This window comes from Rhizobium sp. CBN3 (assembly GCF_030518245.1).
Lineage (GTDB): Bacteria > Pseudomonadota > Alphaproteobacteria > Rhizobiales > Rhizobiaceae > Rhizobium > Rhizobium aethiopicum_A.
In genome coordinates this window covers 1-14,948 of record NZ_JAULSE010000032.1, presented here as the reverse complement: position 1 = coordinate 14,948, position 14,948 = coordinate 1, and the positions used below count along the sequence as shown (strand labels likewise).

The window sequence follows — 14,948 nt, the reverse complement described above, 5'->3', positions numbered from 1 at the left end:
CGTCGAAAACGGCAATGGCGCTCACGAAGGAGGCCGGCCGCTGCGAAACCCCGCCATCTCCGCACCCCACTCCTTCGCTCCAACTGGGAGCAAAATGAATGAGGCAACGTGCGAATCTCGGGGAGCATCGTTACATGCGGTCAATACGGATCTCATCCAGATTGTCGCCCTATATGCCTCGTGCGGCGATCCGGCGGAGCGCAGGAGATATAATGCCGTTGAAGTGCTCGAGCCGTTCTACCACTGACGCCGGGTCGCTGCACGCGCGATGGACCCGCCGGCTGGCTGCTCGTTCGATGAGGGTCCGCGCGCCGACACCCCCAAGAGCGATCGCCGAGGACGCCATCCACCTTATGCAGCAACTGGCGCGGAGGCGGCCGCGCGAAGACTTCGTAGTTGGAGGCCTTCAGGCTCACGTTTGCAACGGTACTCCGCAGGTTGCCCTTTGCAACGACTGCCCGACGATGTCAATTCAATCTGGCTGAGCTTGTACCGTCAAGTTTATCCAGTTTGGGGTTCGCTCCAGCGGTGGGTTGCGCATCTGCGGCGGCATCGGCGGGTTTAGGTGCGGAGACCATTCCGAATGCGTAGCACTGCATCACGTCGCGGGTTGCCGATCTGGGCGAACTCTGCAGGGTTAGTTAGCCGAGGCCAGAGTGCTTGGCTTGCCACGCTCCTCAACAACCCGATCCAGTCCACAGGCGACCGCAGGCCGGAGAGCGAAGTATCGGCGACGAGAGTCCGGCTTTCCTCACGACCATCAGAAGCCTGAACCCGCGCCAACGATCATTGGCAGCCAGCGGGATCAACACCAACGCTTGCCTTTCGCTCGTTTCCGGCCACGGCGCTTGCGCATCGTGAGCTTCTCCTCCCGATGGACCCGGAAGAGCTTCTTGTTGTTCACAAGGTGTCCCTCGCGCCTGAGCAGCACATAGCTGCGTCAAGATCCGAAGCGGCGGCATTCACGCCCCAAGCATTCACGACATATACGAATGTCGATTGTGCATGAGCAATCGCGTCTGCTCATTGCTAAACATTGAGAAACAGAGGCGCGACGATCTTTTATGTCGGGAAAACTGGGATTTGGGTCATGCTCGATGCAGATCATCTATTAAAACCGATCAGCGACGGCAACGCATGCGGGGATGCTCTCGATTACGATTTGAGCTTCCTGGAGCTGGAGATAGCGTCGCATGGCAAGCCGCACCAGCAGATAGGCGACTCCATCGCCACCGAGGAGGCTCCCGATTGGACAGAGGTGTGGCGGCTTGGCCTCGACCTTTCTGCCCGCACTAAGGATCTAAGAGTCGGCATCTTGCTCACACGATCCGCCCTCAGTCAGTTCGGCTTCTCTGGTCTAAGTCGGGGGCTTGAGCTGCTCGCGGCCTATGTCGAGCTCTACTGGTCAGAGCTACATCCGCGACCGGATCCAGAAGATGACGAAGATCAGACCGTTCGCCTCAACGCTCTAGCGAGCCTCTGCGATCTCTCCGGGCTCTTGGCAGAAATACGCCAAGTCCCACTCACCTCCTCCAGGCAATTCGGGACTTTTACGCTCCGCGATTGGGCTGGTGCGCTACGGTCCCAATCTACGGAAATTGATCGTTCGACCATCGAGCACGCCTTCATCGACACCGATCCACTGCAGCTCGAGCAGATCAGCACTGGTCTCCACGCCAGCCTGGCAGCCGCCACCCATCTAGACGCGAGTGTTCGGCAGCACGTCGCGAGTGACGAGGCCGTTCGATTCGACCCTCTGATAGTGCTACTCACCCAGGCCAAGGATCTGGTCGACGCCCATCGGAAAAGGGCCCAGCCTGCAGCCCCGGCATCTCCATTGCCAGACTCTAGCAAGGCCTCTTACCCCGAAGTGATCCGCAACCGCGATGACGTTGTCGAAATTCTTGGCCGCATTTGCCACTGGTACCAGGTGAATGAGCCCGCGAGCCCGCTGCCAGCCCTCCTGGAGCGCGCGCAGCGACTTGTCTCGAAGGACTTCATGGCTCTTATCAAAGAGTTGGCGCCAGAAGGGGTTGCCCAATACCGTTCGATTGCCGGTCTGGCGGTCGGCGAGGGCACGTGACGTGCGCAATCTTCCCTATCAGGAGAGTGGAACACATGACAAAGGCGAGTAGTCAAAAGTTCATCGCGCGGGTTCGTCCGCCTCGCGTACAGATCGAATACGACGTCGAGACCTATGGCTCTCAGAAGAAGGTTCAGCTTCCCTTCGTGGTCGGCGTGATGTCCGACCTCGCCGGCAATGCTGCCGAGCCGCTTGCCCCTGTCGCGGAGCGCAAGATGATGGAGATCGATATCGACAATTTCGATGATCGGCTCAGATCGCTGAGGCCCAGGGTGGTGATGCGGGTGCCGAACCTATTGACCGGAGAAGGCCAACTCGCTGTCGACTTGACGTTCGAGCGGCTCGAAGATTTCTCGCCGGCGGCCGTGGCGCGCAAGGTCGACAGCCTTAGCAGGCTGCTCGAGGCGCGAACGGAGCTCTCCAATCTGCTGGCCTATATGGACGGGAAGAACGGTGCCGAAGAGTTGCTCACCCACTTCCTCGCGGATTCGGCACTGCTAAGCGCCCTCGGCAATGGCATCGAGACTGAGAAGCCTGATGCAGTGGTTGCCGCTCCGCCATTGGCATCCCCAGACACAGAGGAGAACTGATCATGATGCCTGCAGATGCCACAGATGTACAGGTCGCCACCGTTGATCTCGGCGATTTCACCCGCATGCTTCGATTCGAGTTCAAGATCCGCTCGGACCACTCCCGTGACTTGGTGGAGAGTGCCGTCCGAACACTGGCCGAGCAGGCACTTCAAAACACGTCGCTAATCAGCGACGATGTCGTCACGACTATCCAAGCAATGATTGCTTCGATCGACCAGAAGCTTTCTGCACAACTCAACGAGATCCTCCATCACGAAAATTTCCAGCGCGTGGAATCAGCTTGGCGGGGCTTGCATCACCTTGCCATCAACACCGAAACCGATGAAACGTTGAAGATTCGCGTTCTCCCAGTTTCAAAGGTGGAGATGTCCCGAACTCTGCGGAAATATAAGGGTGTCACCTGGGATCAGAGTCCGCTATTCAAAAAAATTTACGAAGACGAATACGGCCAAATCGGCGGTGAACCCTATGGCTGCCTGATTGCCGACTACTATTTCGACCATACCCCACCGGACGTAGAGTTGCTTTCGGGACTGGCGCAGATCGCGGCGGCGAGCCACTCACCGCTTATATCTGCCGTCTCACCACATCTGCTGCAGATGGATTCTTGGCGTGAGCTTGCGAACCCGCGTGACATCACAAAAATCTTCCTCACGCCCGAACATGCCCCTTGGCGGGCGTTCCGCGAGAGCGAGAACTCTCGGTACGTGGCCCTGACCTTACCACGCACCCTTGGCCGGCTGCCCTACGGGGCCAAAACCAACCCGGTCGATGAATTCGCCTTCGAGGAGGACACAGACGGCGGCGACAGCGAGAAATACCTTTGGACGAACGCAGCCTACGCCATGGGCGTAAATATCACGCGCTCGTTCAAGCTCTATGGCTGGCTCTCCAGAATTCGTGGCGTCGAATCCGGCGGCCTGGTCGAGGGTCTGCCGGTACATACCTTCCGCAGCGACGACGGTGGCGTCGACCTAAAATGCCCCACTGAGATCGCGATCAGCGACCGCCGTGAGGCCGAACTGTCCAAAAACGGTCTTCTACCGCTGTTGCACCGCAAAAACACGGACCTCGGCGTATTTATTGGCGCTCAAACTATTAACAAGCCGGTCAAATACGAAGACCCCGACGCGTCAGCGAACGCCGAACTCAGTGCCCGGCTACCCTACATCTTCGCAACCTGCCGCTTCGCACATTATTTGAAGTGTATGGTCCGGGACAAGATTGGCACGTTCAAGGAGCGCCACGAGGTCGAGGAGTGGCTCAACCAATGGATTCAGGGCTATGTCCACCCCTCGCCCGAGCTTGGGAGCGAAGAGAGTAAGGCACAGCAGCCGCTCTCCTCAGCCGAGGTCAAGGTGGAAGAGGTCGAAGATAATCCCGGATATTACGTTGCGAGATTTTACATGCGGCCACACTACCAGCTCGAAGGCCTAACCATCTCTTTGAGACTTGTCTCGCGCCTGCCATCCGCCCGCAAGGACTGAGAAAACCCGCAGATGATTGTGCTCCGTTCTCGGCGCCAAAACTCCGGAATAGCTGCCCCGGGCTGGCCGATGCAATCCAGGCCCAATCAGATCAACGAGAAAAGGAAAGTCCATCATGGCGTTCGACGCGGTTATAAAATTCACGCAAGCGTCCAAGGACGGCATTTTGCCCAAGGGCGAATCTATCATTCTAAAGGACGGTATCACCCTAGCGGACGAATGGAGCTTTTCACTCGAAAACAAGCTGAACATTGGGCCTCATACCGCCGGGGCGGGCGCGGGCAAGGCCGAATTCGAGGTCTTCACTATCAAGAAGCAGGTGGATACGTCATCGCCCTCTCTGTACGTTGCCTGTGGTCGCGGCGCCCACTTCAATAGCGTCGAACTGAAACTTTTCAAAGCGACGGGGAGCGGACAAGCTACATCAGAATCGAACCTGTTCTTGCACTGGAGTTTCAACATGCTGGTAGTCGAGAAGGTCGAGTGGTCCTATGCGGAAGAGGCCCCCGAGGAGACGATCACATTCCGGTTCGGCGCCTGCAAGGTCATTTATTACAGGCAGGATGAAAAAGGCGCTCTTACCAAAGCTGGCGAGGGCATCTGGAACCAAATCGCGAACAGCACCGACTTCAATAGGCTCGTCGGCTGATGGGGCCATCGGCAACCCGGGAATATTCGGGGCTGCGCGCGAAAACGACAGATCGACTCGTCGCCATTGCACCTGGAGATTGTAACATGGGCAGAGATGTTAAGCGGGATCTCGTGCAACCATCCCTCCTGGACCGGCTTACGGACGATGAGCCGCGCAGCTCGTGTGAAGCGCAGGACAAGCGCAGCTTCTCTGTTCGCCAACTGGAAGAGGTGATTCTACGCGATGTTTCCTGGTTGTTGAACACCAATCAATTGGGTGCAACCGTAGATCTACAAGCGTACCCTCACGTAGCGGCCAGTGCACTTAATTATGGTGCCTGGCCTCTCAGCGGACAAATTCGCGAAGGCATGGATAAGAGCGCATTGCGCGAAGCGATAATCGAGAGCCTTCAGCGCTTTGAGCCGCGTCTCTTACCGGACACCCTGAAGGTCACGGTCCTGGACGATGGTCAGGGTTGCGGCACTTTTCGCTTTAGGATCGAAGCCGATCTGTGGGCGCAGCCATTGCCGGTGCGAATGGTGATGCGTACGGAGGTAGATTCCGAGCTCGAATCCGCCCGCGTTCATCTCGGTACAGAGATAAGCTGATGGATCCCCGGCTCCTGCGACTGTACAACGACGAACTTGCTTATATGCGCGAGATGGGGGCCGAGTTCGCCCGTGCATTCCCGAAGGTCGCCGCCCGGCTCGGGATGGAATCAGCGGAGGTCGCCGACCCCTACGTCGAGCGGCTTCTGGAAGGCTTCGCTTTCATGGCGGCGCGGGTGCAATTGAAGCTTCAGTCTCGCTTTCCGGAATTCACCCAGCACCTCCTGGAGATGGTCTATCCGCATTTTCTACCGCCGCTCCCCTCGATGACGATCGTCCGTTTCGAGCCCGACCAGGATGCCGGACGACTTGAAAATGGATACCTCGTGCCGCGGGGAACCAAGCTTTTGGGCCGTCTTGCTCCGGGCGCCGTCACACATTGCGAGTTCCGCACGGCCCATGATGTGCATCTCTGGCCAATTGTGGTGAGCGCTGCCGATTATTTTTCGACGCCGGGGCAGATCGCCGCACTGGATCTTCCGGCCCGGCAAGATGCGAAGGCTGCTTTGCGACTACGCCTTCGTACCACCAATGGCATGCCGTTCAATAAACTCGGACTAGAGGCTCTCACACTGCACCTAACAGGCCCCGGTGGCATCGGCGCCGCACTCGCCGAACAGCTTCTCGGTGACGCATGCAATATCATAGCCCGTCCGGTCGGCCGGCCTATCCCTTGGCAGGAAAAGATTCCGGTTCATGCGCTGCAGCAACGCGGTTTGGAGCCGAGCTGTGCTCTCCTGCCCGAGGTGCCACGCTCTTTCGACGGGTACCGTCTCCTACAGGAGTATTTCGCCCTCGCGGAGCGGACGTTGTTCGTCGAGGTTAGCGGGCTGGCAGACGCAGTAGCCCTGTCAACTGCCGAGACCCTTGAGATCGTCTTCGCACTCAGACGTGTCGAGCCACGGCTGGAACGACAGCTCGGGCCCCAAAATATCGTTCTCTTCGCAACGCCCGCGATTAATCTCTTCGAACGCCAGGCAGATCTCGTCCACGTGAGCGACAAGAACACCGAGCATCATGTGATTGTTGACAGGATGAGGCCGCTCGACTTTGAGGTCCACTCGATCCTCGAGATGAGCGGAGACGGGGCGAAAAACGAAGCGGCTCCCGTGAGGTTCTACCCGTTCTATAGCATCAGCGCGCACGGTCAGGAGGAGCAGCATTCCAGATACTACGCGATCCGCCGGGAGCAGCGCCTCATGTCGGAGCACCAGCGTCTAAATGGCGCGCGGACTGGCTACATCGGCAGCGAAACGTTCGTTTCTCTAGTTGATCGCCAGGCGGCTCCCTATTCGGCGGAACTCCGGCATTTGTCTGTAAACTGCCTGTGCTCGAACCGGGATCTGGCGCTGCTGCTGCCGATCGGCCGGGACGTGACAGACTTCACCCTGGAAATCGGCGCTCCAGTTACCGCCACCCGGTGCGTATCGCCCCCGAGCCGACCGCGCCACTCCTTCGCCAATGGCGATATCACTTGGCGATTAATTAGCCATCTTTCACTGAACTACCTCTCGATCAGCAATTCCGATAGGAACGACCACCGGGGCGCAGAAGCGCTACGTGAACTCCTCCGCCTCTACGTCGATCCAGTCAATGCCTTCGCCTCACGGCAGATCGACGGGATCCGGGAGATTCGGTCCAGGCCTGCGGTCAGGCGATTGTCCAGCGGTGGACAAGCCGCCGTAGCACGTGGGATTGAGGTTGGTATCATCCTGGACGAAGCGGCCTTCGAAGGCGTTGGCATCTTTCCGCTCGCCTCCGTGCTCAACCAGTTCTTCGCGAAATACGTATCCATCAACAGCTTCACCGAGATGGTCGTCTCGACGCTACAGCGCGGGGAGGTAATGCGATGGCCGACGATGGCCGGCCGCCGGGCGATCCTTTGATTTCGGGGGCACTCGGCGACTTCCTAAGCTCGCTCAGGGCCGAACCGCATGCCTGCGACTTCTTCCAGGCTCTGCGGCGGATCGATGCAATCTGCTCAGATCGGCCTCGGCTGGGAGAATCGAGCGGTCCCAGCCTGGATCGCGTGCGGATCGCCCAGCAGCCCTCCCTTGCATTTCCGACTCGATCGATCGCGGGCGTGACTGCGCACGAGGAGAACGACCCCGTAATCTCCACCTACGCCTTCGGCTTGTTTGGACCCCACGGTCCCCTCCCATTGCATCTGACGGAGTACGCCCTTCTCCGGCAGCACAACGCCGCGGATGAGACGCTGATCCGATTTGCTGATACCTTTCATCATCGAATGGCCTCGTTCTTCTTCCGCGCATGGGCGGAGGGCGAACCGACCGTGAGCTATGACAGGCCACAAGAAGATCGATTTGCCCTTCAGCTCGGCGCGCTAGCCGGCTTCGGGATGACCTCCCTGCGCGCGCGGGATGCTATGCCTGATCTGGCCAAACTCCACTTCACCGGCCGTCTCGCCTCACACACCCGCAACGCCGAGGGGCTCGCTGCCATCCTCGCCAGCTTCGTCGAGGCGCCGGTTGATATCCGTGAATTTGTCCCAAAGTGGGTGGATCTGCCCCGCATATCGCTCTGCCTCCTGGGCCACGACCCGGCCACGGGCACGCTGAACAGCAACGCTATTGCAGGTGCGAGGGTCAGAGTGTGGCACCATCGGTTCCGACTCATTGTGGGTCCCCTCAGCCTGGCTCATTACGAATCGCTTCTGCCCGCAGCTCCCGGCCTTAAGTCGATAGCGGAGATCATCTGCAACTACCTTGGAGATGAACTTGACTGGGAGATTAACCTCGTTCTCCGTCAGGAGCAGGTCCCGGAAGTGCAGTTGGGTCGCTGCGGCAGACTCGGATGGTCCAGTTGGATGGGCAAGAGGAAAACGCGCCAGCACGCCGATGACTTGACAACTACCCCGACTGACCGGGGCCCACCGGCTGCCGCATGGCACTCTCCTGAAACGGACATCCATGATGCGGCGGGCCCGCTCGACCTTCTTTTCGGGCGGGGAGAAGATCTCCTTGGCGAGATCGATCTGGAACGGGTGAATGGCCCACGTAACCTCGATACCAAGTGCGGCGGCACGGCGGGCGGCGGCTTGGAAGGCCCGTTATGACAAGCATCGGAAGCTCGACTCTCTTCAGTAAGCTCAACGCAAACTGCAATGGGACCGCCAAGGCCCTTTGCAAAATTCGCCGTGACGCCTCTTTGGAACGTTATCGCCATTTTGACGCCCTTGAGGCTTCAGCAGCGGAGAGGCCTATCGAGCCGACGATCGCGGCGAAACTCGACCACCGTGGTTGTCCGCTCGGGCGCTGCGCCCTGGGCCTGGTTGAATCTTCCAGGAGACACGTCGTCGCTAGCACCGCCGGAATCCGCCAACTCATCGATGTTACAAGGCCGCATGGCGAGATTTGGGTGGGACTTAGCGTGGGTGAGTTCCAAGAGACCCACACGCTTTCTTCACCCCGCCCTCCCCCGCTTGGCTCTGACGATGCGGGCCAGCAAGACATCTTGGCTGAGCAACGGTCGGCGATTTCGATGCACGAAATAAACGCTTTTCGGCATCTTCGCCGATGGCTTCGGCAGCATCCTACTCACGCCATCGGGCGCAACCGCGCCTTCTCATCAAATCTGCGGAACACACACCACCATGGTCGAGTCAAGAATCGAGAGTCTCTTAAGGCACAATCGTTTTGTTGCGGTCACTTCGGCCGCGTCCGAGTTGAATGAAATCTCTCTCCGGCGGCTCAGTGGCACCGAGCGGCTGGGGGAACCTTTCCTCTACGAGGTGAAGCTCGCCAGCCGCAATCCAGTTCAGAACTTTGCTACGATCCCCGGTCAAAACCTGACAATCGGCCTTAAGCTCAAGGACTCGCAAACGCGCTTCTTCAACGGTGTTGTTACGCGCTTCCAATATCTCGGCCTCGACGATACCGAGCACCTCAACTACGTGGCGCAGGTGCGGCCGTGGATTTCATTGCTCGAGCATCGCTCTAACAGTCGGGTCTTTCAGAACAAGACGAGCATCGAGATCATCACCACGATTTTTCGAGAACATAAAGGCAATTTCAAGAATCAGACCGCCCGACGGTTCCCACAGCGCCCATATTGCGTCCAGTACGATGAAACGGATCTGGCCTTCGTCAGCCGCCTCATGGAGCAGGACGGCATCTACTACTATTTTGAACATGCTGAGGACCAACATGACCTGGTGCTGGTCGACAACGCCGCGAGTCACATGGCCTGCACGCCTGAGATCGTAGAGACCCACCACAATCTCAGGCCTGCCCGAAGTCTTTACCAAGAAGATGTCATCCTGCATTGGGACGAGGTCGTATCGCTACAGCCGAATAAGGTCGTTCTCAGGGACTATGACCATGAGAAGCCGATGGCAGAACTGACGTCTGTCGCGCGTGTTCCTCCCGTGAGGACAGGCGGCATTCCGCCATGCAAGCTCACGGGAAGCGCCATCACCCGACCGCGGGAGAGCGTGGCGGTCAGAACGGGCGAGACCTCGTCGGCAAGCAGCGGCTGCACGGCAATGCGGGAGGTCTTCGAGTATCCAGGCCAGTATACAAAAAAAAGCGATGGCGATTTCTACGCCACCATCCGTGCCGAGGAACTCGCCTGCAACGCTTATCGCGCGCGGATCGAAAGCACTGCGCGCCAGATAACGACCGGGTCATTATTCAAGGCGGCAAATCCCTTCTACTACGGCCAGGTCGGTTCCCGCCCGAAACCCACCGATCGCTTTCTGGCAGTCGGACAGGACTTCACTGTCATCGGTGAGGTGGGGGACGATCTCACTGCGGACACCGTGGGGGGGAAGGGCGAGCGGTTCCTCTATCACAGCAACGTAGAGATTATCCCCGCGACCACCCAGTACCGACCGAGGCGCCGCACACCGGCGCGGTTGATTCACGGACCGCAGACGGCCGTCGTCGTGGGCCCCGAGGGCGAGTCGATCGCGACGGATAAGTACGGCCGTGTGAAGGTTCAGTTCTTCTGGGACCGAGAAGGCGGAAAGAACGAGAACAGCTCCTGCTGGATTCGGGTGGCCCAGAACTTCGCTGGTAAGGGTTTTGGCAACCTGGTCGTCCCACGGATCGGCCATGAGGTCGTGGTTGATTTCATCCACGGCAATCCCGACACGCCCCTGGTGACCGGCGTCGTATACAATGGCTCAAATCTGCCGCCTGAAACCCTGCCGACCGACAAAACGCGGTCGACCTTCCGGACGCATACCGATGGCGGCGCCGCTAATGCCTACAATGAACTGCGCTTTGAGGACAAGCAGGGCCGTGAGGAGGTCTATTTGAAGGCCCAGAAGAATCATACCGTCGAGGTCGGGAATATCTACAGCATCGACGTCAAGAGACACTTCCTCCTGACCTCGGGCGGCGCCGCGCCCGACTCCCCTGCCGCAGCGGCCTTAGGTAGCCGCGTCGAGGTAACACCCGACAAGATCCGCCTTGTAGTATCGGGCAGAACCGGCCCGCAGGCCATCGAAATCAGCGGCGATGGGATCGCCATTATCGGCACGATGATTGGCGTTATGGCAACGCCTCCGCGGCTCGGGTCCATCGTCTCCATGCCGCCGCCGACACCGGGTCCACCCACGCCGTCGATAATGAAGCTTATTGCGACACTCGGGCTGCCGCCTGTTACGCCCGAGTGACACGATGTCAAGGTGAACTGGTTCTGGGCCTCGGCTGTCCGGAAGTCGTTGCCTTTAAGTCGGCAGGGCCCTGCAGGCGTAGAGAAAAAGCGTAACGGCTTCGGCGTCGTAAGCTGACCTACCAAATCAACGTGACACTGCGAGATTGCCCGAAAATGAGGAAAGGTTATCGCGCGTGAGCGTTTGTTCCGGGAACTTGCGCCTCAGTTAGATGGAGTTGCCACGCGAAATCGGCCGCAAGCGGCTCCAAATGCGTCTGGTTTAGGTCTCCACCAAGCTGGAACTGGTGGATGAAATACCTTTATCACTCGGCGTCACGAAATTGCGATCAGGGCGCGGGCGGCGCAAAAATCAGCGTTCTCGATCTGGGCGTTACAGCGCTGCTTTGCAGGGCGGGCTCTCGCCTCGAAGCGCTTCTGGCGGAGCGTGGCCGCCTCGAGCAGCAGTCGAAGCCTTTCACCATGCTCGAAGGTGTCTCGCTTCTATTTGCGTTTCGAGTTCCTGATAGGCGCTGGCCATGCCTGTCAGGCCGAGTTTGCGCAGCATGTCAATGGTGGGATTGTTCAACGTCGCGATAAAAATCATGCGCTGTCCAGCTCGAGGGAGGACGCTGGCCATGCCCCCGAAGCATAACGGGATACGAATTTGGTATTGGAAGGAAAGGTCGCGACGGAAGTAACATCAGCAGTGACGCAATGACCTAAGGAACGACGCAATGTACGGCAGAAGGCAGGGGGGTGTTGGCAATAGTTCCGAACAAGGCGGTGAAGACACCTTTAACTGGGTTGAAGGCTTGACTGGCTCCTCGTCCGGCGAAGCGGCACTGAAAGAAATTTTACTGGCCTGGGCGGAAGACGGGCAGCAGGAGCAGGACGAGGACCGGCACGAGGCAATGGCACGGATCGAGGCCTGGACGGAAACCCGCAATTTTCGTGCCCCCCTGAACTTAACATCGCTGTCCCTAACGGCACTGCCCCCCACCTTACCGGCCGGCCTCCAGCGGCTCAACGCCAATGACAACCGGTTGGGCAGGCTGCCCAACAACCTCCCGCCCGGTCTGCGAAAGCTCTCTGCCTGCGACAACCAGCTGACCACGCTGCCTGAGGTTCTTCCGGACATGCTCGAGACGCTCTACGTCGACGGCAACCGGCTGACCAGATTGCCGAACGAGCTTCCTTCCGGACTAAAGTATCTCTACGTCAACCACAACCGGCTGACCAGTTTGCCCGATAACCTGCCGCCTGAGCTCAGGGAGCTTCATGTCACCCGCAACGAAATCGCGCACCTGCCGGAGAATCTCCCCCTCGAATTGACGGATCTCCGCGCCGAACTCAATAATATAATTCGCCTGCCCGAGCGCCTTCCTGCAAAGCTCACGAGGCTCGAAGTCCCTCACAATGAACTGACTAGCCTACCCGAGGACCTCCCGGCCACCCTAAAGTGGCTCAGCACCGACAGTAATGAACTGACCCACCTGCCCCCTAACCTGCCGAGGGGGCTGGAGGAGCTTAGCGTTCGTGGAAACAACCTGAGAGGACTTGGCGACGGGCGAACTGCACTGCCGTACATTCTGTCGCAGCTTCCGCCTCATTGCAAAGTGTACCTGAATAACAATCCGCTGCCAGATCGACTGCGGGCGCACCTGAGCGCGCAAAGCGGGACGAGCCTTCCGCAGATCTTTTTGTGATGCTGCCTGACAAACGGGCCAAACTAGGTCCCTGCGTTTTGAGTAAAAGGCCTTTTGCCGAAGCCATGGCGGTGGGGTGCAGGCCAGGTATGACGCGTGCGGATCAAAAACAATGAGTTTGCAGGTTTATGCCGCTCGCCGGAATGTGTTGAGTTGTGGAAGCAACAGACGTCTCACTGAAGACTATGGCCGGAAAGCCCAGGCTCGGCACTTGTGTCCTTCGGGCGACCTTGCATGCGAGCCAGTTCGTACAAAGGATTACCCGCTATCGCGTACCAGGAGGTGCGACGCTTACGGCCTAGAGGCATTGCCGCCGGTTGGAACGTTCGGAAGCTGGACCCAGATTTCAACAGGCCTCAAGCGCATCCACCATTTCCACATGGTCCACCCCCAGCATCGCGTATTCGTTGATCTAACTACCCGAGACTCCAGCCTACGGGCCTATTTGCATTCGTCGGCGATCGACGACTCTGTCGCCTATTAGTTGAAATAGGGTTTCGTGGCGAGCCAGCAGAGGAACAGCCCATGGATGAGAAAAACAGCCCCATTGTTTGCATCTCGGGTGTAGACGAACGAAAGCTCGGCGCCGCTCTAATCGCGGTCCAATCGGCATTTAGTGTCGCGATTGCGGAACTATCGAAGCTTCACAAAGGGAACAGTCCTCAGTGGTTCGAAGACCTGGAGGAGGTGGTAATCGCTAACGCAAAAGGCACAGTCACCGAGGGCATCTCGCTGGATGTCGAGGTGGAAAGCCTCAAATTCGGCATCGACGTCCTTCGGGCGATCTTAGATGTCAGCCGCGTTGAGCTAGGCTTTGCAGCAAAGGAATAACCTTTCGCCCAAACGAGGTCTCGATGCTATTTGGCGCCGGAGATGTTCGATGCACACTCGAACCTTCGCATGAGTACCGCGCTCGTCGCCAAAGTAGCCCGCATCGTCACCAAATGGTACGGTCGTCCGACAAACCAGGAGGTCTTGCCGCATGATCGACGATACGACCTATGCATGGCGCACCGGCGTTTTTGAGGCAACGCGCGTTTTCCATGCGGAAGACCCGGGCGGACCAACCTTCATCGGGGGCAATTTGCGCAAGCCGGACTCCCATGGAAGACAATAACTTGTCGGACGCTGGGCGCACGAGACTGAGGGACTCAGCGTTGAAGATGTGCCGACAAGCTCGGCATTAGCGATGCACCCTGTATAGCGGGCAGCGACCGCCTTGCCATGCTTGAAGATGCCCTGAGCCGACACGCCCACAGTTGATAAAGATGTCGACTCAGTACCGCCGGCCGCTCCTCACCTTCTACCTTGCTGAGCCGCCAGCCATTGCGGCTCGTGGCAAGGATTTTTCGGACTCTTCCCGAGAATATGCACAACGCGACGCAGCGCTTGTCGACCCGCTGTTTCGTGAAGTTCGCGCTCGCCAGGAAATGGTGCGTGATGAGCCCTTTGTAAGAGTCACCCTTGCGCCGGCAGTCCGAGACCTCCCCGTTCATCTGGTTCGTCGTCTGGAATCGCAATCGATCGATGATCGACCTCCGCCCCTTCGTCGCAGGGATACACATCAAGTGGCATTGACCTGGACAGCGACCGCTCGCGCTGGAGCGCCGAATACCGGCGGCGCATTTCACCGGACGCAATCGACCCTGCCGTCCAAAGAGCGACCAGTTCCATGAAACCCGGGTCTTCATCGATCCGGATTCCTCGCGCCTTCCAACGCGCGATGACCCGCTCGGCTATGTCCCTGCGTGAATCCATTACCACTTCCCTGCCCCCTGCCCCCTGCCGCCTACGCGGTTAGATACCAAGATGGTGGGTTCTTCGCCAGTTCAAACCGTCCAATATGTCACGCCGGCCGCCCGCGATCCGTTTTCAGGAGCTTGTTAGCTGGAGCTATCGAGATCGCAGGACACACTTTCCAGCTCTCTCCCGACCTGATGGTCCCCGTCACCATCTTTTCCGTCCATGAATAAGGTAGGCCGCCCCCGATCAGTCCAGGCGATTTAAGTGCGAGTCCGCTTTTACGTCGCCTTGAGGTCCGTCAGCACCTTGTCAAAAGCATCCTTGACCGGCTTTGAGATTTCCTCCACCGCCCTGCTTGAGAGCACCCGGACTTCCTTGGCGTGCTGCAAACTTGTCTCAACGCGCTTGCGGAAAAAGGTCGACTGCTGTTCGAGGATCTGCGACGGCGAATTCGCGCCCAGCAAAGCTTGCAAAT

Annotated in this window: 14 protein-coding genes and 3 pseudogenes; 12 read left to right on the top strand and 5 right to left on the bottom strand. The window is 58.6% G+C overall.

All coding sequences use genetic code 11. The features are described from left to right. Positions 1-573: 573 nt before the first annotated feature. Positions 574-964 (bottom strand): annotated as a pseudogene (locus QWJ46_RS28200) (hypothetical protein); the annotation flags it as partial. A gap of 126 nt (positions 965-1,090) precedes the next feature. On the opposite strand from QWJ46_RS28200, the gene tssA reads away from it, so the two are divergent. The 7 genes and pseudogenes from tssA to tssG all read left to right on the top strand — a co-directional run. After that, positions 1,091-2,083 (top strand): type VI secretion system protein TssA, encoded by a 993-nt coding sequence (gene tssA / locus QWJ46_RS28195; RefSeq protein ID WP_004680423.1) that lies wholly within the window; start codon positions 1,091-1,093, stop codon positions 2,081-2,083. 35 nt (positions 2,084-2,118) lie between these two features. Further along, complete coding sequence (gene tssB, locus QWJ46_RS28190) at positions 2,119-2,673, top strand: type VI secretion system contractile sheath small subunit (RefSeq protein WP_004680424.1); 555 nt, start codon at positions 2,119-2,121, stop codon at positions 2,671-2,673. A 2-nt stretch (positions 2,674-2,675) separates the two neighbouring features. Further along, positions 2,676-4,163, top strand: coding sequence for a type VI secretion system contractile sheath large subunit (tssC, locus tag QWJ46_RS28185; protein ID WP_004680425.1), 1,488 nt, complete (start codon positions 2,676-2,678; stop codon positions 4,161-4,163). A gap of 115 nt (positions 4,164-4,278) precedes the next feature. Next, positions 4,279-4,812: a type VI secretion system tube protein Hcp gene (locus tag QWJ46_RS28180; RefSeq protein ID WP_004680426.1), complete on the top strand. Its 534-nt coding sequence runs from the start codon at positions 4,279-4,281 to the stop codon at positions 4,810-4,812. Positions 4,813-4,898: 86 nt separating this feature from the next. Beyond that, complete coding sequence (tssE, locus tag QWJ46_RS28175) at positions 4,899-5,402, top strand: type VI secretion system baseplate subunit TssE (RefSeq protein WP_004680427.1); 504 nt, start codon at positions 4,899-4,901, stop codon at positions 5,400-5,402. Then, positions 5,402-7,288, top strand: coding sequence for a type VI secretion system baseplate subunit TssF (gene tssF / locus QWJ46_RS28170; RefSeq protein WP_004680428.1), 1,887 nt, complete (start codon positions 5,402-5,404; stop codon positions 7,286-7,288). Before tssE ends, tssF begins: the two co-directional genes overlap by 1 nt. Beyond that, positions 7,252-8,223, top strand: a pseudogene (gene tssG, locus QWJ46_RS28165) (type VI secretion system baseplate subunit TssG); the annotation flags it as partial. The gene tssF and the pseudogene tssG, both read left to right, overlap by 37 nt. A 105-nt stretch (positions 8,224-8,328) precedes the next feature. Here the strand turns inward: tssG and QWJ46_RS31345 are convergent. Then, positions 8,329-8,466: pseudogene (locus QWJ46_RS31345) on the bottom strand (CoA ester lyase); the annotation flags it as partial. Positions 8,467-9,015: 549 nt separating this feature from the next. Here QWJ46_RS31345 and QWJ46_RS28160 point away from each other — a divergent pair. Next, the gene (locus QWJ46_RS28160; RefSeq protein WP_004680430.1) at positions 9,016-11,043 is read left to right on the top strand and encodes a type VI secretion system Vgr family protein; all 2,028 of its coding nucleotides are present in this window, start codon (positions 9,016-9,018) and stop codon (positions 11,041-11,043) included. 456 nt (positions 11,044-11,499) lie between these two features. Here QWJ46_RS28160 and QWJ46_RS28155 read toward each other — a convergent pair whose 3' ends face one another. Further along, positions 11,500-11,628, bottom strand: a complete 129-nt coding sequence (locus tag QWJ46_RS28155) for a hypothetical protein (protein ID WP_010068000.1) — start codon at positions 11,626-11,628, stop codon at positions 11,500-11,502. A gap of 130 nt (positions 11,629-11,758) precedes the next feature. Between QWJ46_RS28155 and QWJ46_RS28150 the strand changes: the two genes are divergently transcribed. The 4 genes from QWJ46_RS28150 to QWJ46_RS31340 all read left to right on the top strand — a co-directional run bounded on the left by QWJ46_RS28150 (position 11,759) and on the right by QWJ46_RS31340 (position 13,847). Continuing rightward, positions 11,759-12,730: a hypothetical protein gene (locus QWJ46_RS28150; protein WP_004680431.1), complete on the top strand. Its 972-nt coding sequence runs from the start codon at positions 11,759-11,761 to the stop codon at positions 12,728-12,730. A 525-nt stretch (positions 12,731-13,255) separates the two neighbouring features. Next, complete coding sequence (locus QWJ46_RS28145; RefSeq protein WP_004680432.1) at positions 13,256-13,561, top strand: hypothetical protein; 306 nt, start codon at positions 13,256-13,258, stop codon at positions 13,559-13,561. A 42-nt stretch (positions 13,562-13,603) separates the two neighbouring features. Beyond that, positions 13,604-13,756: a hypothetical protein gene (locus QWJ46_RS28140; protein WP_312863359.1), complete on the top strand. Its 153-nt coding sequence runs from the start codon at positions 13,604-13,606 to the stop codon at positions 13,754-13,756. Next, a complete protein-coding gene (locus tag QWJ46_RS31340; protein WP_004680433.1) occupies positions 13,713-13,847 on the top strand; it encodes a hypothetical protein in 135 nt (44 codons plus the stop codon). Before QWJ46_RS28140 ends, QWJ46_RS31340 begins: the two co-directional genes overlap by 44 nt. Before the next feature lie 341 nt (positions 13,848-14,188). Here QWJ46_RS31340 and QWJ46_RS28135 read toward each other — a convergent pair whose 3' ends face one another. Continuing rightward, positions 14,189-14,488, bottom strand: coding sequence for a hypothetical protein (locus QWJ46_RS28135; protein WP_004680434.1), 300 nt, complete (start codon positions 14,486-14,488; stop codon positions 14,189-14,191). Positions 14,489-14,751: 263 nt separating this feature from the next. After that, on the bottom strand, positions 14,752-14,948 hold a 197-nt coding region (locus QWJ46_RS28130), incomplete at its 5' end, for a phasin family protein (RefSeq protein ID WP_275245423.1).

Bases quoted from the DNA above. Each gene is read 5' to 3' on its own strand.
- QWJ46_RS28160 (WP_004680430.1), top strand. From the start codon at position 9,016: ATGGTCGAGTCAAGAATCGAGAGTCTCTTAAGGCACAATCGTTTTGTT.
- QWJ46_RS28145 (WP_004680432.1), top strand. From the start codon at position 13,256: ATGGATGAGAAAAACAGCCCCATTGTTTGCATCTCGGGTGTAGACGAA.
- QWJ46_RS28150 (WP_004680431.1), top strand. From the start codon at position 11,759: ATGTACGGCAGAAGGCAGGGGGGTGTTGGCAATAGTTCCGAACAAGGC.
- tssF (WP_004680428.1), top strand. From the start codon at position 5,402: ATGGATCCCCGGCTCCTGCGACTGTACAACGACGAACTTGCTTATATG.
- QWJ46_RS28155 (WP_010068000.1), bottom strand. From the start codon at position 11,628: ATGATTTTTATCGCGACGTTGAACAATCCCACCATTGACATGCTGCGC.
- tssB (WP_004680424.1), top strand. From the start codon at position 2,119: ATGACAAAGGCGAGTAGTCAAAAGTTCATCGCGCGGGTTCGTCCGCCT.
- tssA (WP_004680423.1), top strand. From the start codon at position 1,091: ATGCTCGATGCAGATCATCTATTAAAACCGATCAGCGACGGCAACGCA.
- tssE (WP_004680427.1), top strand. From the start codon at position 4,899: ATGGGCAGAGATGTTAAGCGGGATCTCGTGCAACCATCCCTCCTGGAC.
- QWJ46_RS31340 (WP_004680433.1), top strand. From the start codon at position 13,713: ATGATCGACGATACGACCTATGCATGGCGCACCGGCGTTTTTGAGGCA.
- tssC (WP_004680425.1), top strand. From the start codon at position 2,676: ATGATGCCTGCAGATGCCACAGATGTACAGGTCGCCACCGTTGATCTC.
- QWJ46_RS28135 (WP_004680434.1), bottom strand. From the start codon at position 14,488: ATGGATTCACGCAGGGACATAGCCGAGCGGGTCATCGCGCGTTGGAAG.
- QWJ46_RS28180 (WP_004680426.1), top strand. From the start codon at position 4,279: ATGGCGTTCGACGCGGTTATAAAATTCACGCAAGCGTCCAAGGACGGC.
- QWJ46_RS28140 (WP_312863359.1), top strand. From the start codon at position 13,604: ATGTTCGATGCACACTCGAACCTTCGCATGAGTACCGCGCTCGTCGCC.